The organism is Sphingomonas panaciterrae, from assembly GCF_036890205.1.
Taxonomy (GTDB): Bacteria; Pseudomonadota; Alphaproteobacteria; order Sphingomonadales; family Sphingomonadaceae; genus Sphingomonas; species Sphingomonas panaciterrae.
Genome location: NZ_JAKNQR010000003.1, coordinates 160,867 through 180,124, shown reverse-complemented (window position 1 = coordinate 180,124; position 19,258 = coordinate 160,867). Strand labels below are relative to the sequence as shown.

Annotated in this window: 19 protein-coding genes; 9 read left to right on the top strand and 10 right to left on the bottom strand. The window is 66.9% G+C overall.

Features of this window, described 5'->3' with window-relative positions:
- Window positions 1-9 precede the first annotated feature (9 nt).
- Both lptB and rpoN read left to right on the top strand, forming a co-directional pair.
- The gene (gene lptB / locus L8F96_RS10955) at window positions 10-786 is read left to right on the top strand and encodes an LPS export ABC transporter ATP-binding protein (protein ID WP_046409126.1); all 777 of its coding nucleotides are present in this window, start codon (window positions 10-12) and stop codon (window positions 784-786) included.
- A gap of 99 nt (window positions 787-885) precedes the next feature.
- A complete protein-coding gene (gene rpoN / locus L8F96_RS10950; RefSeq protein WP_334656003.1) occupies window positions 886-2,379 on the top strand; it encodes an RNA polymerase factor sigma-54 in 1,494 nt (497 codons plus the stop codon).
- 31 nt (window positions 2,380-2,410) lie between these two features.
- Here the strand turns inward: rpoN and L8F96_RS10945 are convergent, their stop codons facing one another.
- The 6 genes from L8F96_RS10945 to L8F96_RS10920 form a co-directional block, all read right to left on the bottom strand.
- The gene (locus L8F96_RS10945; protein ID WP_334656002.1) at window positions 2,411-4,225 is read right to left on the bottom strand and encodes an acyclic terpene utilization AtuA family protein; all 1,815 of its coding nucleotides are present in this window, start codon (window positions 4,223-4,225) and stop codon (window positions 2,411-2,413) included.
- A gap of 94 nt (window positions 4,226-4,319) precedes the next feature.
- The gene (locus L8F96_RS10940; RefSeq protein WP_334656001.1) at window positions 4,320-5,609 is read right to left on the bottom strand and encodes an adenylosuccinate synthase; all 1,290 of its coding nucleotides are present in this window, start codon (window positions 5,607-5,609) and stop codon (window positions 4,320-4,322) included.
- A 110-nt stretch (window positions 5,610-5,719) separates the two neighbouring features.
- Window positions 5,720-6,817 (bottom strand): ATP phosphoribosyltransferase regulatory subunit, encoded by a 1,098-nt coding sequence (locus tag L8F96_RS10935; protein WP_334656000.1) that lies wholly within the window; start codon window positions 6,815-6,817, stop codon window positions 5,720-5,722.
- 63 nt (window positions 6,818-6,880) lie between these two features.
- Window positions 6,881-7,132 (bottom strand): hypothetical protein, encoded by a 252-nt coding sequence (locus L8F96_RS10930; protein ID WP_334655999.1) that lies wholly within the window; start codon window positions 7,130-7,132, stop codon window positions 6,881-6,883.
- A 42-nt stretch (window positions 7,133-7,174) separates the two neighbouring features.
- The gene (serA, locus tag L8F96_RS10925) at window positions 7,175-8,752 is read right to left on the bottom strand and encodes a phosphoglycerate dehydrogenase (RefSeq protein ID WP_334655998.1); all 1,578 of its coding nucleotides are present in this window, start codon (window positions 8,750-8,752) and stop codon (window positions 7,175-7,177) included.
- 123 nt (window positions 8,753-8,875) lie between these two features.
- Window positions 8,876-10,027 (bottom strand): phosphoserine transaminase, encoded by a 1,152-nt coding sequence (locus L8F96_RS10920; RefSeq protein ID WP_334655997.1) that lies wholly within the window; start codon window positions 10,025-10,027, stop codon window positions 8,876-8,878.
- Window positions 10,028-10,252: 225 nt separating this feature from the next.
- Here L8F96_RS10920 and L8F96_RS10915 point away from each other — a divergent pair, with 225 nt between their 5' ends.
- Window positions 10,253-10,900 (top strand): extensin family protein, encoded by a 648-nt coding sequence (locus L8F96_RS10915; RefSeq protein WP_231621922.1) that lies wholly within the window; start codon window positions 10,253-10,255, stop codon window positions 10,898-10,900.
- An 11-nt stretch (window positions 10,901-10,911) separates the two neighbouring features.
- Window positions 10,912-11,793, top strand: coding sequence for an LOG family protein (locus L8F96_RS10910; RefSeq protein ID WP_046409118.1), 882 nt, complete (start codon window positions 10,912-10,914; stop codon window positions 11,791-11,793).
- A gap of 17 nt (window positions 11,794-11,810) precedes the next feature.
- Here L8F96_RS10910 and L8F96_RS10905 read toward each other — a convergent pair whose 3' ends face one another.
- Both L8F96_RS10905 and L8F96_RS10900 read right to left on the bottom strand, forming a co-directional pair.
- Window positions 11,811-12,095, bottom strand: a complete 285-nt coding sequence (locus L8F96_RS10905) for a DnaJ domain-containing protein (RefSeq protein ID WP_206430528.1) — start codon at window positions 12,093-12,095, stop codon at window positions 11,811-11,813.
- A complete protein-coding gene (locus L8F96_RS10900; protein ID WP_046409153.1) occupies window positions 12,095-12,877 on the bottom strand; it encodes a division plane positioning ATPase MipZ in 783 nt (260 codons plus the stop codon). Before L8F96_RS10900 ends, L8F96_RS10905 begins: the two co-directional genes overlap by 1 nt.
- 80 nt (window positions 12,878-12,957) lie before the next feature.
- Here L8F96_RS10900 and panC point away from each other — a divergent pair, with 80 nt between their 5' ends.
- Both panC and L8F96_RS10890 read left to right on the top strand, forming a co-directional pair.
- Window positions 12,958-13,800, top strand: a complete 843-nt coding sequence (gene panC / locus L8F96_RS10895) for a pantoate--beta-alanine ligase (RefSeq protein ID WP_046409117.1) — start codon at window positions 12,958-12,960, stop codon at window positions 13,798-13,800.
- Between the two features lie 72 nt (window positions 13,801-13,872).
- Window positions 13,873-14,169, top strand: a complete 297-nt coding sequence (locus L8F96_RS10890) for a hypothetical protein (protein WP_334655996.1) — start codon at window positions 13,873-13,875, stop codon at window positions 14,167-14,169.
- 48 nt (window positions 14,170-14,217) lie between these two features.
- On the opposite strand, the gene L8F96_RS10885 is transcribed toward L8F96_RS10890, so the two are convergent.
- Entirely contained in the window at window positions 14,218-14,502 is a 285-nt protein-coding gene (locus tag L8F96_RS10885; RefSeq protein ID WP_334655995.1) for a hypothetical protein, read from the bottom strand.
- Window positions 14,502-15,491: a glycerophosphodiester phosphodiesterase gene (locus tag L8F96_RS10880; protein ID WP_417158965.1), complete on the bottom strand. Its 990-nt coding sequence runs from the start codon at window positions 15,489-15,491 to the stop codon at window positions 14,502-14,504. The genes L8F96_RS10885 and L8F96_RS10880 overlap by 1 nt, the downstream gene beginning before the upstream one ends.
- 90 nt (window positions 15,492-15,581) lie before the next feature.
- Here L8F96_RS10880 and L8F96_RS10875 point away from each other — a divergent pair, with 90 nt between their 5' ends.
- From L8F96_RS10875 to L8F96_RS10865, 3 genes are read left to right on the top strand one after another with little or no spacing between them, the layout of a single operon-like run.
- Entirely contained in the window at window positions 15,582-16,085 is a 504-nt protein-coding gene (locus tag L8F96_RS10875) for a 2Fe-2S iron-sulfur cluster-binding protein (RefSeq protein ID WP_125945168.1), read from the top strand.
- On the top strand, window positions 16,082-17,056 hold the full coding sequence (locus L8F96_RS10870) for an FAD binding domain-containing protein (RefSeq protein ID WP_334655993.1): 975 nt from the start codon (window positions 16,082-16,084) through the stop codon (window positions 17,054-17,056). The genes L8F96_RS10875 and L8F96_RS10870 overlap by 4 nt, the downstream gene beginning before the upstream one ends.
- A complete protein-coding gene (locus L8F96_RS10865) occupies window positions 17,053-19,257 on the top strand; it encodes a xanthine dehydrogenase family protein molybdopterin-binding subunit (protein WP_334655992.1) in 2,205 nt (734 codons plus the stop codon). Before L8F96_RS10870 ends, L8F96_RS10865 begins: the two co-directional genes overlap by 4 nt.
- Window position 19,258: the final 1 nt, after the last annotated feature.

Here is a 19,258-nt window from a genome sequence, read left to right as displayed (position 1 = left end):
GAACAGGCGATGGACGAGGTCACGACACTCGAAGAGGTGGAAGCAGTCCACGAGGCGCCGATTTCCGACGGCCTGCAGGTCGTCTCGATCGCGAAATCCTATGACAAGCGCACCGTGCTGCGCGACGTGTCGGTGTCGGTCGGGCGCGGCGAAGTGGTCGGCCTGCTCGGCCCCAATGGCGCGGGCAAGACGACGTGCTTCTATTCGGTGATGGGGCTGGTGAAGCCGGATGCGGGCCGCATCATGCTGGATGGTGAGGATATCACCGGTCTGCCGATGTACCGGCGGGCGATCCTGGGCCTCGGTTACCTGCCGCAGGAAACGTCGATCTTTCGCGGCCTGACGATCGAGAAGAACATCCTGACCGTGCTCGAACTGAACGAGCCGGATGCCACCGCGCGCCAGCAGAAGCTCGACCGGCTGCTCGACGAATTCGGCCTCACCCGGCTGCGTGATGCGCCGGCCATGGCGCTGTCCGGCGGTGAGCGGCGCCGGGCGGAGATCGCCCGGGCACTGGCCGCCGACCCCTCGATCATCCTGCTCGACGAACCCTTCGCCGGCATCGACCCGCTGTCGATCGCCGACATCCGCGCGCTGGTGAAACAGCTCAAGAGCCGCGGGATCGGGGTGCTCATCACCGATCACAATGTGCGTGAGACGCTCGAAATCGTCGACCGCGGCTACATCATCTACGACGGCCGGGTGCTGTTCTCCGGCGCCCCTGCGGATCTGGTCGCCGATCCCAATGTTCGCCGCCTCTATCTGGGCGAAGAATTCTCGCTCTGAGCCGATGCTGACCGTCCCTCTCCTCGCAGTCCCGGGTTCTGCCCGGACCGCGCGTGGCCAGGGTAGCGTTGGGCGTGCCTGCGGCGGCGCCGCCACGAGATGAGCCTCGCGCCGCGCCTCGACCTGCGTCAGTCGCAATCACTGGTGATGACGCCGCAGCTCCAGCAGGCAATCAAGCTGCTGACGCTGTCGAACCTCGAGATCGAAGGCGTCATCGCCGAGGAGCTGGAGAAGAACCCGCTGCTGGAGGCGCTGCCCGCGGCGGACGATGCGCCGGTGCCGGAGCGTGAGCCCGAAGCGCCCCGCGACGAGCCGGCGCCGGCTGACGAACTCGTCCTCTCGGGCGAAGCGGCTGGCGAGGCACTCGACGTCGACATCGTGGCAGAGCGATTCGACGACAGCCCGCTCGATAGCATGACCGGCGATCGCGCGGCGGGGGACGGCCTCGGCCTCACCGGCGCGACGGGCGGCAGCCTGGAGGACGGCCCCGACCTTGATGCCCTTGCCGCCGGGGATCGATCGCTGGCCGAACACCTGCTGTATCAGGCAGGCGAGGTGCTTGGCGGGGGCGACCTGTTCGTGGCCCAGCATCTGATCGACCTGATCGACGAGGCGGGTTACCTGACGACCGAACTCGCCGACGTGGCCAGCCGCCTGGGCGTGCCGCTGGAGGCTGTTGAGCGCCTGTTGGGGGTCATCCACACCTTCGACCCCACGGGCGTCGGCGCCCGAAACCTCGCCGAATGCATCGCGCTGCAGGCGCGCGAGGCCGACCGCTACGATCCCGCCATGGCGCGCCTGATCGACAACCTCGATCTTGTCGCACGCGGCGATCTCGCCCGGCTGAAGCGGATCTGCGAGGTCGATGACGAGGACATGGCCGACATGATCCGCGAGCTGCGCGGCTATGATCCGAAGCCCGGGCTCCGCTTCGGCGGGGAGCCGATGCAGGCGGTGACGCCCGACCTCCACGTGCGCCGCACACGGGGCGGCTGGATCGTGGAGCTCGACAGCGCCACCCTGCCGCGCGTGCTGGTCAACCGGCGATACCATGCAGAGCTGTCGTCGGGTCCGCAGGACAAGGCCTCCAAGGCGTGGCTCGGCGACATGCTGGCCAGCGCCAACTGGCTGGTGAAGGCGCTGGACCAGCGGCAGAAGACGATCATCCGCGTCGCGACCGAGATCGTGCGCCAGCAGGAGGCGTTCTTCCTGAAAGGCGTCGCGCATCTTCGCCCGCTGACGCTGCGGCAGGTCGCCGACGCGATCGAGATGCACGAATCGACTGTCAGCCGGGTGACGTCGAACAAATATCTCAGCTGCGCGCGCGGGCTGTTCGAGCTCAAATACTTCTTCACCTCGGCGATCCAGTCCGCCGACGGCGGCGATGCCGTGTCCGCCGAAGCGGTGAAAAGCGCGATCCGCGGCCTCATCGCCAATGAAGGCGCCAAGATCCTCAGCGACGATACGATCGTCGAGCTGCTCAACGCCAAGGGCTTCGATATCGCCCGCCGCACCGTCGCCAAATATCGCGAGGCAATGGGGATCGGCAGCTCGGTGCAGCGGCGGCGCCAGCGGGCGCTCAGCGGCGGCTGAGCACCCCGGCCCCGGGGCCGCCGCCCCTCGATCAGCCGACCAGACGCCGCGGCACCTTCACCTTCATGTCCAGGAGCTGCTGCGCCTTGCCCTTGGCCAGCGCATCGAGCCGCAGGCTGGCGAACTGCCCCCCGCCCAGCGACTGGATGCAATGCAGGTTGATCGCATTCATCCCCGGCAGCTCGTACCGGCGAACCTCGGGATGGCTCGCCCCTTCGAACTCATGCGCGAAGAACGCCTGCACCGCGTCCTCGGTCAGCCCGGCGCGGATCCAGGGCAGATATTCCGGCCGCCGCGCGATCACGCCGACGTTGAAGGCATTGCCCTTGTCGCCCGACCGCGCCCAGGCAAGGTCGATCAGCTGAACCTCGACCATCTCCTCGTCAGCACCGACCGCCGGCGCCTCATCATCCACCTGCGGCCGCACGGTCATCGCCGGATCGAACGGCGTCGCCGGCGCCGGGTTGGCAACGGTGATCGTCTCCCCGCCCAGCGACACGCTGCCGTTCACCGATGCCCCATCGACCAGGAACGAAAACACCTGCGCCACCGGCGAGATCGTCGGCCGCGCACCGAACCACCCGGTCGAACCCACGCTCATCGAGGTGGTGGGCGAATCGAACTCGCGCATCATGATGCCCAGCGCCTCGGCATCCTCATGCTCCGCCCCGATCCGCGCGATCACCTCGCGCGTTGCGGACAACGCCGGATTGGCCTGCGCGCCGTAGCTTGCCTCGGTCCCCAGCAATTCGACGCGCGTATCGCGCAGCGGCGGCAGGTTGCGCCCGCGCAGCATCTCGCCAACGCGGGTCAGCACCGCTTGTGCCTGCGCCTGCGCCTTCTTCGCCGCGTCGCGCCCGACCACCGGCATGATGCCGATGAAGCGATTCCCGTTCTCAAACGTGACGCAGGTCTTCAGCTTGCCGGTCGGCGGATAACCCCTGGCATTGGACACGCGCACCCGGCCCTCGCCCTCTTCGGTGACGCTCAGCTGCGAGAAATCGCACACCACGTCGGGCAGCGCATAGGCCTGCGGATCGCCCACTTCGTACAGGATCTGCTCCGCCACCGCCGCTGCCGAGACGAGGCCGCCCGTCCCCTCCGGCTTGGTGACGATGAAATCGCCGTTCTCATGGCACTCGATCACCGGATAGCCGATGTGCGCCCAGTCAGGCACTTTCTCCCAATCGGTGAACAGTCCGCCGGTCGCCTGCGCGCCGCATTCGATCACATGCCCCGCCAGCGATCCCGCCGACAGCCGATCGTGATCGTCCGGCCCCCAGCCGAATTCATGCATCAGCGGGCCCAGCGTCAGCGCGCTGTCGACCACGCGCCCGGTGATGACCACCTCCGCCCCAGCCGCCAGCGCCGCCGCGATCGGCCCGCCGCCAAGATAGGCGTTGGCGGTCCATACCTTCTTGGGATCAGGGAACGGCGCGTCGTTGAACATCTCGACCACGCCCTGGGCGGCAAAGTCGGGCACGCGCGCGATCAGGTCATCGCCGGTGACGATTGCGATCCGGAAGGAAAGCCCGGCATCCGCGGCAAGCTCCTCCATCCGCACGCGGCACGCCTGCGGGTTCACGCCACCCGCATTCGTCACGATGCGGACGCCCTGCTCCTTGAACTCGCGCAGATTGTCCTTCCACACCCATTCGGTGAAATCGCGCGCATAGCCCTGCTCCGGGCGCACCTGCTTCAGCTGGCCCAGCGGCGCCATCGTCGCTTCGGCCAGATAATCGAGGATCATGTAATCGAGCTTGCCGCCTGCCAGCAGCTGCGGCGCCGCCACCGAACTGTCCCCGAGGAATCCGCCCGCACCGCCGATCCTGACCACCTTGGCCATCTCACTCTCCCGCTTGTTTTGCGGAGAGCCGTAACGGAAAGCGGCACGCAGGCAAACCGCCCCTCCCCGCATTGCGCAGGGAGGGTGGTGTCACTCAGTCCGCGAAGGGATCGCGAACCAGGATCGTGTCCTCGCGCTCCGGGCTGGTCGACACCAATGTTACCGGGCAGTTGATCAGTTCCTCGATGCGGCGGATGTACTTGATCGCCTGCGCCGGCAGGTCGGCCCAGCTGCGCGCGCCGGCGGTCGACTGCGACCAGCCTTCCATCGTCTCGTAGATCGGCTCGACCGCGGCCTGATCGGCCGCGTGCGACGGGAAATAATCCAGCGTCTCGCCGCGCAAGCGATAGCCGGTGCAAATCGAGATCGTCTCGAACCCGTCGAGCACGTCCAGCTTGGTCAGCGCGATGCCGGTGATGCCGCTGACCGCTGCGGACTGGCGCACCAGCACCGCGTCGAACCAGCCGCAACGGCGCTTGCGTCCGGTGACGGTGCCGAACTCATGCCCGCGCGTTCCCAGCCGCTCGCCGGTCTCATTGTCGAGCTCGGTCGGGAACGGGCCGGAGCCGACACGCGTGGTGTACGCCTTGGCGATACCCAGCACGAAGCCGACCGCACCCGGCCCGAGGCCGGAGCCGCCCGCCGCGGTGCCCGCGATCGTGTTGGACGAGGTGACGAACGGATAGGTGCCGTGATCGATGTCGAGCAGCACGCCCTGCGCGCCTTCGAACAGGATGCGCCGGCCGGCGGCGCGTGCCTCGTTCAGGTCACGCCACACCGGCTTGGCGAAGGACAGGACGAAGTCCGCAATCTCGCGCAGGTCGGTCAGCAACCGCTCGCGATCGATCGGCGGCTCGCCGAAACCGGCACGCAGCGCGTCGTGATGCGCCGTCAGGCGGTCGAGTTGCGGATCGAGATCGTCGAGATGCGCGAGGTCACACACGCGCAGCGCGCGGCGGCCGACCTTGTCCTCATACGCGGGGCCAATGCCGCGGCGGGTGGTGCCGATCTTGCCGGCGCCGCTCGCATCCTCGCGCAGGCCATCCAGGTCGCGGTGGAACGGCAGGATCAACGCGCAGGTATCGGCGATGCGCAGCGTATCCGGCGACACCGTCACGCCCTGCCCCGACAGCTTCTCGACCTCGGCCTTCAGCGCCCAGGGATCGAGCACCACGCCATTGCCGATCACCGATGGCGTGCCACGCACGATACCGGACGGCAGCAGCGACAGCTTGTAGACGTTTTCGCCCACGACCAATGTGTGGCCGGCATTATGACCGCCCTGGAAGCGGACGACCATGTCGGCGCGCTCGGCCAGCCAATCGACGATCTTGCCCTTGCCCTCGTCACCCCATTGGGCGCCGATCACCGCAACATTCGCCATGGATACAATACTCCCCCTGCCGGGATGATCCTGGCCGCCCTTCGACAGGACTCGGCGACCAGAAGGGTCCATAAATGCGCCGCGCCGGTAGCCGTGGCGCGACGCCGCTGTCAACCAGCCAACGGCCGGGCCTCACCATCAACGAACAGGTGGGTGCACAGTTGCGCTTCGGGCGTGTCACCGGCGGCAAGCGCGGCAACCGTCGCCCAGCCGGCAGAACGCATCGCGGCGCCATCCGCTTCCGACGTGCCGAGCGGCAGGAACAATCGCCGGCGCTTGCCCGCGCTATCGCCAGCGATCGATGCGGCGAACAGCGAGAAGCCGGTCGCCGCCTCCTCCGCGCCACCCTCATGCATCAGCGTATAGGTGCCGCCGCGCCCGACCTCGCGCGTCGCCCCTTGCGCGAACAGCGAGAAACCAAGCCAGGTCTGATATTCGAAGCCATGCCGCTCGGTCGGATCCAGCGTCAGCGTGGCGCGGCCGCCAAGCGCCCTCGAAATCGCCTCCAGCCCGTCGAGTCGTGATGACAGGACGCCGGCGCTGTCGAACGCCCGCAACCGCGCAATCGCCGCATCGAACGGCCCCGCCGCCTCGATCAGCGGCAGATATTCCGGCGCCAGCGCCGCGACGGCGCCCGCATCCTTGGCATCCAGCCGGTCGCGCAACTGCTCGACATCGCTGACCGGCAGCGGACCGGACGACAGCGTCTCGACCAGGTCGGGCAAGGTGAAGTCGACCGACACGCCGGTCGCGCCCGCCGCCGCCAGTGCCTCGACTGCCACCGTCACGACCTCGCGCGCGGCGGCGACCGAATCGAGGCCGATCAGCTCGCACCCGATCTGCCGCGCCTCGCGATCGGGCTGCAATGCCCCGCCGCGCAGCTTCAGCACCGACCCGGCATAGCTCAGCCGCACCGGGCGCGGGTGGTGCGCCATGCGCGTCGCCGCGATCCGTGCGACCTGCGCCGTGATGTCGGGCCGGATCGCCATCGTGCGCTGGCTGACCGGATCGACGAAGCGAACCGCATCGGCGAGGCCGCCGTCCTTCAGGCGCGAGGCGAGGCTATCGGCAAATTCCGCCAGCGGCGGGTCGACCCGCTCGTAACCGTAGGAATGGGCGACCGCGAGCACGCGCGATTCGACCGCCGCCGACGCATCGGCATGCGGCGGCAGGCGATCGCGAAACCCCTCGGGGAGCAGCGTCGTCATCTTACGCGCTCGCCCCGATCAGATCGGCGCACGGGAAAGGAGCAGTCGACAGCACCACGGCGATCATCTGAAAGGCACCTCGTTCAAATTCATCATCCTGCGCCGCGCACCACCGCGCGATGACGCGAAAGCATGGCCGCCCGACCAAAGCGATCGGGCGACGTCGCGCGCCTCGTTGCCCGCACGGGTGCCGCCGTCAACCTCGATGATGCGCGCGCCTGTATCGCGCGCCCGCCGGGGGCCGAAAAACCGATCCGGCCGCGACACCAGGTGCCGCGGCCGGATCATCGCCGAAATGATGCCAGGCGTGGCCATTCTTCTCCGGAAGAAGGCCACGCCGGCTCCGGGCAAAAGGGCTTAGAAGCGAAGCCCCATCGCGGTCTTCACCCCCGGCAGCGCCTTCACGGTCGCCAGCAGTTCCGCCGTCACCGGCTGGTCCACCGACAACAGCAGCACCGCCTCGCCACCCGCCTGACGGCGGCCGAGATGGAAGGTGCCGATGTTGACCCCGGCCTCGCCCAGCGTGGTGCCCAGACGGCCGATGAATCCCGGTGCGTCCTCGTTCACGACGTACAGCATCGCGCCGGTCAGATCGGCCTCGACCTTGATGCCGAACAGCTCGACGAGGCGCGCGGCCTGATCGCCGAACAAAGTGCCCGCGACCGAACGCTCGCCATCCGCGGTGCGGACCGAGACGCGAAGCAGCGTGTGGTAATCGCCCTCACGCTCGGTGCGGATCTCGCGCACTTCCATGCCCCGCTCGCGCGCGAGCAGCGGCGCGTTGACCATGTTCACCGTGTCGGTCTGCGTGCCGAGGAAGCCCTTCAGCACCGCGCTGGTCAGCGGCTTCGGGTTCAGCTCTGCAGCCGCGCCCTCGCTGTGGATCGAAATGCGGTCGATCGCGCCATGCGCCAGCTGCCCGACAAGGCTGCCGAGCTTTTCGGCAAGGCCCATATAGGGCTTCAGCTTGGGCGCTTCCTCGGCCGTCAGGCTGGGCATGTTGAGCGCATTGGTGACGCCCCCCGACACCAGATAATCCGCCATCTGCTCGGCCACCTGAATGGCGACGTTCACCTGCGCTTCGGTGGTCGACGCGCCAAGGTGCGGCGTGGAGATGAAGTTCGGCGTGCCGAACAGCGGGCTTTCCTTGGCCGGCTCGGTGACGAACACGTCGAGCGCCGCGCCACCGATATGGCCGCTGTCGAGGCCCTGCTTCAGCGCCGCCTCGTCGATCAGGCCACCGCGCGCGCAGTTGATGATCCGCACGCCCTTCTTGGTCTTGGCGAGATTCTCGGCCGACAGGATGTTGCGGGTCTGATCGGTCAGCGGGGTGTGGAGCGTGATGAAGTCCGCACGCGCCAGCAGCTCGTCGAGCGTGACCTTCTGCACGCCAAGCTCGATCGCGCGTTCCTCGGTGAGGAACGGATCGTAGGCGACGACCTTCATCTTCAGCCCGAGCGCGCGATCGGCGACGATCGAGCCGATGTTGCCCGCGCCGATCAGGCCCAGCGTCTTGCCGGTGACCTCGACGCCCATGAAACGGTTCTTTTCCCACTTGCCCGCCTGGGTCGATCGATCCGCCTCCGGCAGATCACGCGCCAGCGCGAACATGAGGGCGATGGCGTGCTCGGCAGTGGTAATCGAATTGCCGAACGGGGTGTTCATCACCACCACGCCCTTTGCCGAGGCCGCGGGGATGTCGACATTGTCGACGCCGATGCCGGCGCGGCCCACAACCTTCAGGTTGGTCGCCGCCTCGAGGATGTCCTTCGTGACCTTGGTCGAGCTGCGGATCGCCAGACCATCATATTGGCCGATCATCGCCTTCAGCTCGTCCGGCGTCTTGCCGGTGATCTCGTCCACTTCCACGCCGCGCTCGCGAAAGATCTGCGCGGCCTTGGGATCCATTTTGTCGCTGATAAGAACCTTAGGCATGGGATAGTCCTTTGCCTGCACCGCGCCCCGGCCTGGAGCCGAGGCCCCGCCATCTGCGGCGCTACGGTGAGAAGAAGCGTGACCCCGGATCAAGCCCGGGGTAACGCAAGGGAGTGGGTGGTCTCAGGCCGCCTTGGCCGTCGCGTAGGCCCAGTCGAGCCACGGGCCGAGCGCGACAATGTCCGCGGTGTCGACCGTGGCGCCGCACCAGATGCGCAGGCCCGGAGGGGCATCGCGATAGCCGCCGATGTCATAAGCGGCGCCCTCTGCCTCGAGCAGCGAGACCATCTTCTTGATCACCGCTTCCTCGGCATCGACCGTCAGGCAGACGCTCGTGGTCGAGCGCGAGGCTGGCTCGGCCGCGAGGTGCCCGAGCCAGTCGCGCGCGGCAACGATCTCGTCGAGCGCCTTGGCGTTCGCATCGGATCGCGCGATGAGGCCGTTCTCGCCCAGCGACTTTGCCCATTCGAGAGAGAAGATCGCGTCTTCAACCGCCAGCATCGAGGGGGTGTTGATTGTCTCGCCCTTGAACACGCCCTCGGCGAGCTTGCCCTTCGAAACGAGGCGGAACACCTTGGGCAGCGGCCAGGCCGGCGTGTAGGTTTCAAGCCGCTCGACCGCGCGCGGGCCGAGGATCAGCACGCCATGCGCGCCTTCGCCGCCCAGCACCTTCTGCCAGGAGAAGGTGGCGACATCGATCTTGTCCCACGGCAGGTCGTACGCGAACACGCCGCTGGTCGCGTCGGCGAAGGACAGGCCCTCGCGATCGTCAGCGATCCAGTCGCCGTTCGGCACGCGAACGCCGCTGGTGGTGCCGTTCCAGGTGAACAGCACGTCGTTCGACCAATCGACCTGGCCGAGATCCGGCAGCTGGCCGTAACCGGCGCGGATGACGGTGGGGTCGATCTTCAGCTGCTTGACGGCGTCCGTCACCCAGCCTTCGCCGAAGCTCTCCCACGCAAGCGCGGTGACCGGGCGGGCGCCCAGCATCGTCCACATCGCCATTTCGAAGGCACCGGTGTCGGAGCCCGGAACGATGCCGATGCGGTGCGTGTCAGGCAGCTTCAGCAGCTCGCGCATCAGATCGATGCAATATTGAAGGCGCTGCTTGCCGATCTTGGAGCGGTGCGAACGACCGAGCGTGGCATCGGCCAGCTTGGCGGCATCCCAGCCCGGCGGCTTTGCGCAGGGGCCCGAGGAAAAATAGGGTCGCGCCGGTTTCGTGGCGGGTTTCGCAGGCGCAATGGTGGCGTCGGCGAGCGTCGTATCAGTCATGTCTGACTCTCCTTACAGAGAGCACGCGCGGCGTTGGGACCGCGTGGCCCGCCGACGGCTCTAGTGAACCGGGGACAACGTGGCAACCGCGATAAAGTGCGATCGACTCGCTTCGTCCTCTGCTACCCACCATTCAACCTGCGCGCCCCAACCACCGCTTTTCCTGAGCGACAAAACCGGCAAGAAAAGAGCGGCGCGTCAAACAGTTCATCGCGATCGGGGGAAGTGTTGCGTACCTTCATCATGCTCGCGCTGGCGGCGAGCCTCGCCGCGTGCGGCCGCTCGGAGCCGCCGGCGCGGTCCGATCGGCGCACCCCCGCGCCGCGAATCGAGGGGCCATCGTCACGCGAAACCGCGCAATGCCACCGCGACCTGCGCGAGATCGGCGTTGCTTATGAACCGCTGCCCGATCGCCAGTTCGGGCCCGGCTGCGGCGTAATCGGCACAGTGAAGCTGCTCGACATCGGCGTGCCGACAACAAACCTTGGCGCCGTGCGATGCGGCGCGGCGCGCACCTATGCGCGGTGGGCGCGCAATGCCGTTGCGCCCGCGGCTTACCAGATACTGGGCAGCGAACTGGCAAAGATCGAAAGCATGGGCACATACAATTGCCGCAACGTTGCCGGCACCGGTCGCCGCTCCGGCCATTCGGTCGCCAATGCGATCGACATCGGCGGTTTCGTTCTGAAGGACGGGCGGCGGATTACCGTGCTCAACGACTGGAACTCGCCCGATCCTGCCATCCGCCAGTTCATGCGCACGATCACTGCGTCCGCCTGCCGCCGGTTCGGCACGGTGCTTGGCCCAAACTATAACAGCGCCCATCGCAACCACTTCCATCTGGAGGACGACAAGGCCAATTTCTGTCGTTAAAGGCCGACGAAATGACAGAAACCCGCGTACCGAGCCGCACCTTTCCCCGTGCGCGCCAGGATGCCGAGTCGGCCAAGACCGGCATCTCCACCCCCCAGACCGAAAACCCGGCTTACCGCCTCGCCTTCCAGGACATGGACTTCCTGCTGCGCGAGGATCTGCGGCCGGTGCGTTTTCAGCTGGAGCTTTTGAAACCCGAACTGCTGCTGGAAGAGGCCCATATCGGGTCCACGTTCGTGGTGTACGGCTCCGCACGCATCCCCGAGCCGGAAAAGGCGCAGGCGATGCTGGAGATGGCCGATCCCGAGCATCGCCACATCGCCGAGCGACTAGTCGCCAAGTCCAAATATTACGACATGGCGCGCGAACTCGCCCGACTCGCCAGCAACTTCCCGCGCGACGAACAGGGCAAGCGGCACTTCGTCGTGTGCTCGGGCGGCGGTCCGTCGATCATGGAAGCCGCGAACCGCGGCGCGGCGGACGTTCACGCCGAATCAATCGGCCTGAACATCGTCCTGCCGCACGAACAGGCGCCCAATCCCTATGTGACGCCGTCACTGTCGATGCAGTTCCACTATTTCGCGCTGCGCAAGATGCACTTCCTGCTGCGCGCGCGTGCCTTGGCCGCCTTCCCGGGGGGCTTTGGCACCTTCGACGAACTGTTCGAGCTGCTGACCCTGATCCAGACCGGAAAGGTCGCGCCCATCCCCGTGCTGCTGTTCGGCCGCGAATTCTGGGAGCGCGTGGTGAACTTCGACGCACTGGTAGAGGAAGGCGTGATCTCCGAACGTGATCTCGGCATCTTCACCTATGTCGAAAGCGCGGCCGAGGGCTGGGCGGTCGTCCAGCGCTTCTACCAGGAGCGGGCGGACAAGGAAGCAACCGCCGCCTGACAGCGCGGGCTGATCGATCAGCCCGCGCGCTGCAACAACAGGTCGCGCGCGGCATTCAGCGCGCGCGCCTGTTCGGGCGAGCCACCGCGATCGGGATGCGCTTCCGCCATCAGGCGGCGATGCGCCGCGCGGATCGTTGCCTCATCCGCCTGTTGATCCACCCCCAGCAAGCGTCGCGCCGCCGCCGCATCGCCCGGCTCAGCCATCACCACCCGGCGCTTGACCGACTTCCCGCCCCAACCATTCTTCCACAATCGCCAACCGGCATAAGCGACCAGCAGCGCCAAGATGAGCTTCAGCATCACGCGACGAGCGGCGTGGCGGGTTCAGGCAGCGACAATCCCGACATCATCTCGCGCAACTCCTGCCGCGCCGCGACATGGCCCAGCCCCATTCCGCCAAAATCCTTGGTATCCAGCATCGTCAGCCCCGACGGGAACAGCTCGCGATAGATCACACGCTCGCCAAGGCCAGGGATGATGCGAAAGCCGACCCGCTTCGCCAATTGGTCGAGCGCTTCGGACACGCGCCGCATGTTGCGTGCCTCAATATGCTGCAGGCGGTTGCGCAGCACGACCCAGTCGATCGTTGACCCGTCGGCCTTCGCACGCGCCTTGCGCGCATCCCAGATCAGTTCGGAGTAGAAGCTCGGCCGCGTGACCTTGAACGTCTCGGGATGGACCTGCCCGATCAGATCGAAATCGACGAAGCTGTCGTTCATCGGCGTCACCAGCGTGTCGGCCCGCGTCGCGGCGGCACGTGCATATGGATCGTCACGTCCCGGTGTATCGATCACCAGGAAGTCGCTGTCGCGCAGCATGTCCTGATACGCTTCCTCGAAATCCTCGTGCGCCGTCCGATAGCGCGGGATCATCAGCGCCGATCCGGTGCGACGAACCGTCTCGGCCCGGTTGTCGAGATAGCGTCCCATGGTGCGCTGGCGATGATCGAGATCAAGGCAGGTGACGCGCGCGCCCCGCACGGACAACGCAATCGCTACGTGAACGGCGGTGGTCGACTTGCCCGTCCCGCCCTTCTCGTTGGCGAACACGATCACGTGAGTATTGTCGGAACCGGTCGGCAAATCGTCGCATCCTTTGTTGATCGCGTCCACCGATCCCCATAGATGCCCGCCCGTTCCGTTTCGAGTGGAGTTTCATCGGCGTGCAGACTGTCCGTGACCTGAACGAGCTGCGCGCCGCGATCGCTGCCTTCCGTGCAGAGGGTGCGCGCATCGCGCTTGTGCCTACCATGGGGGCGCTTCACGCCGGGCATATCGCATTGATTGACGCGGCAAAGCGGGCCGGGACTAAGGTTGTTGCCTCGATCTTCGTCAACCCGACGCAATTTGGCCCGAACGAGGATCTGGCGCGCTATCCGCGCCGCGAGGCCGCCGATTCGCGGATGCTGGCGGAGGCGGGCTGCGACCTGCTGTGGCTGCCGACCGTCGAAACCATGTACCCCGACGGCTTCGCCTCGACCGTCAGCGTCGCAGGCGTGAGCGAGACGCTGGACGGCGCGGCACGTCCCGGACATTTCGACGGCGTCGCGACGGTGGTGACGAAGCTGTTCAACCAGGTTTCGCCGGACGCCGCCTTCTTCGGCGAAAAGGACTACCAACAATTGCAGGTGATCCGCCGGATGGTGAACGATCTCGATTTCGCGATCGACATCGTGGGCGTGCCAACGCAGCGCGATGATGACGGCCTGGCCCTCTCGTCGCGCAACATCTACCTCGACGAGGAAGAACGCGCCAAGGCGGTGGCTCTGCCACGTGCGCTTGGCGTCGCCGCCCGCGCGATCGCCCGCGGCATCCCCCCGGAGGAAGCAGCAGCAGAAGCGCAGACGAGCCTCGTCGCAGCCGGGTTCACCGTCGATTATGTCACTTTGGTCGACTCCGAGACGCTGGCCGCCAACCCAGGCGCTGATCGCCCCCGCCGCCTGCTCGCCGCCGCCCGGATGGGGCAGACCAGGCTGATCGACAACATTGCTGTCACGCTCGACTGAGCGCGTTAACCATTTTGATACACGAATCGCGCCAATGTCGCCGCATGGGGACATGAACATGGGGCGAGGGAAATGGGTAACAGTCTCGACAGTGCGCGTTTTCTGATCAACAGCCGGCTCAGCGATGCGCTGCGCGGCGATGATGATGCCTGCTACGATCTTGGCGTTGCCTATTCCACCGGCACCAACGGCGCGGAATACGACCTGATCGAAGCCCACAAATGGTTCAATCTGGCCGCCGTCGCCGGACATGTCGCGGCCCAGGCAGCCCGCGCCGAAATCGCCGATGACATGCCGGCCCGCGACATAGCGGTGGCTCAGCGCGCCGCCCGTGCGATCATCGCCAAGGCGCAGCGCCGCGCCGCCTAGCGCCGCCGCTTCAGGGGCACGCGCAGCACCTGCGGACTTGCCGCTCGCTCAGCGATCGCGGCCGGCGACGAAGCCGTCATAGGGACCGCACGTTTCGGGATTCTTGCGGCAGCGCTTCTGCCATTCGCGCCGCTCCTTGCCTTCGCGCGCCTCGTCCTTGCGCATCTTGCGGCCGTAGTTGCGGTCGGCCTCCTCCTGACTCGTGGTGGACCAGTCGACCACCTTCCCGGCGGCCTTGAACGGCGCCGTCACGACGCTCGCGGCTGTGCGAACGCAGCCGCCAGTGGCGAGCGGGATGATCGCGGCCACCGCGATCAGAACTGTTTTACGCATCACTTCACTCCCCGCACCTGATCGCGCACCTTTACGCCTGTTGCAGGAAAGTCGGTGAAGAATCCGTCGATACCAAGGCGAAGCGCTGCCGAAATCTCGGCGGCCAAGTCACCGTGGCCGCGCGGGTTGATCCCTTGTCGATAGGGGGCGGGAAGGAAGTAATTCTCCGCGCGGTACGTCCAGGGATGGACGCGCAGGCCGGCTGCATGGGCGTCGCTGACCAGCGTGGTCGGCGCTGAGCCATCCCAAAGCATCGCCTTGTTAGGCCCAATGCCCCACGCGTAGCCCGCCACCGCATTCAACCCGGCCGGCGTCATCATCGCGGCATAGCTTGGCGCGGCGCCATCCGCCGGCCCGCCCTTACCATCGACCAGCTGGATCAGCCGCACACTCGTCATGTCATTCAGCCGCTTGAGGTTCGCGATCTCGAACGACTGGATGAACACTGGCGCATCGGCGCTGTCCCATCCGGCACGGCGCAGCGCCTCGACCAGCGGCACATCCGTTCCCATGCCGATCGACGCGAAATAGGTCGGGTGCTTCGTCTCGGGGTAGATCCCCACGCCGTGCTTCTTGGCCAGCACGATTACCTCGTCGAAGGTCGGGATCGTCTCCCTGCCGTCATAGTCCCGGTTGCCCGGGCGCATCAGGGGCAGCCGCTCCTTCGCGCGCAGCGTCTTCAGCTCCGCCAGCGTGAAATCCTCGGTGAACCAGCCGGTCAGTTCCTTGCCGTCGATCGTCTTGGTCGTGCGGCGATCGGCGAATTCCGGATGGTCCGCGACGTCGGTCGTCTCGCTGATCTCATTCTCGTGGCGCGCCACCAGCACACCATCGCTGGTCGACACCAGATCGGGCTCGATCACATCCGCACCTTGCGCGATCGCGAGTTGATAGGCGGCAATCGTATGCTCCGGGCGCTCTCCGGAAGCACCGCGATGAGCAATCACAATCGGCGGCGACAAGGAAGGAACGAAAGTCATCGGCTCCATTTGCGACGTGGATCTACAAGCTGCCAGCGCCATAACAAGAATTATCGGGATATACTTGGATCGTCTCGGCGAGTGGCGCATAGTACGCCCATGCGCTTCACCATCAACGGCAGCAAGCGCGAGGCCGATCCCGACATCCGCGCCTCGCTCCTCGACGTCCTCCGCGAGGAGTTTGCCCTGACGGGCACCAAGAAGGGCTGCGATCATGGCCAATGCGGCGCCTGTACGGTGCTGGTCAACGGGCGGCGGATCAATGCGTGTCTCACGCTGGCCGTGATGCACCAGGATGATGACATCCTGACGATCGAGGGGCTAGGCAGCACCGACTCGCTTCACCCGATGCAGGCGGCGTTCGTCCGCCATGACGGCTATCAATGCGGCTATTGCACGCCGGGGCAGATTTGCTCCGCGGTGGGCATGCTGGATGAAGTGGCCAGGGGCTGGCCCAGCCATGTCACCGACGATCTTTCCGCCCCGGCGCTGGATGATGCGGAGATCAGCGAGCGGATGAGCGGCAACATCTGCCGCTGCTCCGCCTATCCCAACATCGTCGATGCCATCCGCGACGTACATGCGCAGGAGCAGGAGGCGTGAAGACCTTCGACTACACCCGCGCGGAGAGCCCCGAAGCCGCCGTTCGCGCCGGCGGCCGCTTCATCGCTGGCGGCACCAATTTGCTCGACCTGATGAAGCTGCAGGTGGAAACGCCGGAAAGGCTGGTCGACATCAGCCGGCTCGATCTGAATACGATCGAGGAACAGGACGGCGGCCTGCTGATCGGCGCATTGGTGCCGAACAGCGATCTTGCCGCCGACCCGCGCGTCATCGCCCTGTATCCGGCGCTCAGCCGCGCGCTGCTTGCCGGCGCCTCGGGCCAGCTCCGCAACAAGGCGACCACTGGCGGCAACCTCCTCCAGCGCACCCGCTGCTATTTCTTCTACGACACCCACGCCGAGTGCAACAAACGCGACCCCGGCAGCGGCTGCGATGCGATCGACGGGTTCAACCGAATCCACGCGATCCTCGGCACCAGCGACCAGTGTATCGCTACCCACCCTGGCGACATGCCCGTCGCGATGCGGGCGCTCGACGCGACCGTCGTCACGCTGAAGCCCGACGGCGATCGCCGCCGCATCCCGCTCGGCGATTTCTACTGCCTGCCCGGCGACACGCCGCATATCGAGACGGTGCTGGAACCGGGCGAACTCATCACCCACATCGCTCTTCCCGCCCCGCCCCCCGGCGCGCGGCAGCTTTACCGCAAGGTACGTGACCGCGCCTCCTATGCTTTCGCGCTGGTCTCGGTCGCCGGGGTCGTCGCGGTGGAGAACGGCACGATTACCCATGCGGCGCTCGCCTTCGGTGGCCTTGCACACCAGCCATGGCGCGATCCCGCGGTGGAGGCTGCGCTGATGGGAAAGCCGGCCAAACAAGCCACCTTCGATGCCGCCGCCGACGCGCTGCTCACCGGCGCCCGCGGCTTCGGCCACAATGATTTCAAGATCCCGCTCACCCGGCGCGTGCTCGTCACCGCGCTGCGTGACCTTACCGGGGAGCCGGCATGAACGATCTCGCGATGGACGCGCCCTATCGTCCCGCCGCCCTCGACCGCGCGCAGCAGGGCCTGCTCGGCAAGCCGATCGACCGCTACGAAGCACGCGAAAAGGTCAGCGGCGCGGCGCCCTATGCCTTCGAGCAGGCACCGGAAAACACCGCCTACCTCGCCGTCGTGCAGTCCAGCATCGGCCGCGGCCGGGTGACCGGCGTGGATGCGACCGAGGCAGAGGCTGCGCCCGGCGTGATCGCGGTCATCCATGGCGATCCGCGCATGCCGACCGGTGAGGGCAACTCGCGCGCCATGTCCGCGATCGGCAAGGACGAGGTGTTCCACTACGGCCAGGGCGTCGCCATCGTCGTTGCAGAGACGCAGGAGGCGGCCCGCGCCGCCGTCCGCCTCGTGGCCGTCAGCTACGAGGAATCGCCCGGCCGCTTCGACGCCGCCGACGTGGAGGTCCAGCAGGATCACAAGCTCGGCTTCCTTCCGCCGGTGAACCGCGGCGATCTCGACGCGGCGCTCGCCGCTGCCGAGGTGGTGATCGACCGCACCTATACGACCCCGATCCACTTCCCCGCCGCGCTCGAGCCGCATGCTACCACCGCCTGGTGGGAGGGCGACAAACTCATCGTCCGCTCCAGCAATCAGGTGATCGGCGCGGCCAAGTCCACGATCGCCACCGCGCTTGGCATCGACGCTGATCGCGTCCGCGTCGTCGCACCCTATGTCGGTGGCGGGTTCGGCGGGAAGACCGGCGTCGGCCCGGAGGTGATCTTCGCCGCCATCGCCGCGGAGAAAATCGGCCGCCCCGTGAAGGTCGCGCTCAGCCGTCGACAGACCGCCTATATGGTCCATCATCGCTCACCGACGACGCAGCGGCTGCGCATCGGCGCTGATCATGAGGGACGGATCAGCGCGATCGGCCATGAAAGCGTCGCCTATCAGAATGACGACAGCGCCTTTCTGGAGCCGGTGCCGTTCGGCACGTTGCCGCTCTACGCCGGCGAGGCACGCCGTTTCCGCACCGATCTTGCCCGGATCGACTTGCCCGCAACGGGCGCGGTGCGCGCGCCGGGCGAGGCGATCGGCACCTTCGCGGTCGAATGCGCGATGGACGAACTGGCCGAGGCGCTTGGCCTGGACCCGATCGAGCTGCGCCGTCGCAACGAGCCGCCCCGCGATCCCACCACCGGCAAGCGCTTCTCCACCCGCCGCCTGCTCGATTGCTACGAGGAGGGCGCGCGCCGTTTCGGCTGGGATCGGCGCGAGGCGACGCCCGGGAGCCGGCGCGAGGGCGAATGGCTCATCGGCATGGGCATGGCCGCGGCACTGCGCGGCAATTTCACCGTCAATGCCGAGGCCGAGGTGATCCTTGTCGATGACGGCCGGGCCACCGTGCGCACCGACATGACCGATATCGGCACCGGCACCTACACGATCCTTGCGCAGACCGTCGGCGACATGCTCGGCCTGCCGATCGAGGCGATCGACGTCGTGATCGGCGACAGCGATCTGCCGCCAAGCGCCGGCTCGGGCGGATCGTTCGGCGCGGGCAGCGCCTGCGCCGCCGCCGCGCTCGCTTGCGAGGACATTCTCGCCGAGCTCGGCCGCCGCATGAATGCCGCGCCGGAGGACATGCGCCTCAAGGACGGCATCGTCACTGCGGGCACCCGTACCAGTCCGCTCGCCGATCTCGTTCGCGGCTCACCGATCGCCGCCAAGGGCAAGACCTCGCCCGGCAAGGAATCGCAGGCGACCAGCCAGGCGAGCCACGGTGCGCAATTCGCCGAAGTCGCGGTGAACGCCGTCACCGGCGAGCTGCGCGTGCGCCGCATGCTCGGCGTGTTCGATATTGGCCGCGTACTCAACGAGAAGACCGCGAAGAACCAGATCGTCGGCGGCATGGTCTGGGGTCTTGCCTATGCGCTGAGCGAAGATGGCGTGGTCGACACCCGCAACGGCCGCTTCGTGAATCCCGATTTCGGCGAATATCACGTCGCCGTGAATGCCGACGTGCCGCAGATCGAGGCCTATTTCGTCGAGGAGATCGACGATTCCGCCAATCCGGTCGGCGCGAAGGGCGTCGGCGAGCTCGGTATCGCCGGCTCGGGCGCGGCGATCGTCAACGCGATCCACAATGCCACCGGCGTGCGCATCTACGACATGCCGGTGACGCTCGACAAACTTCTCCCTCATCTCCCACCGGTGTGAT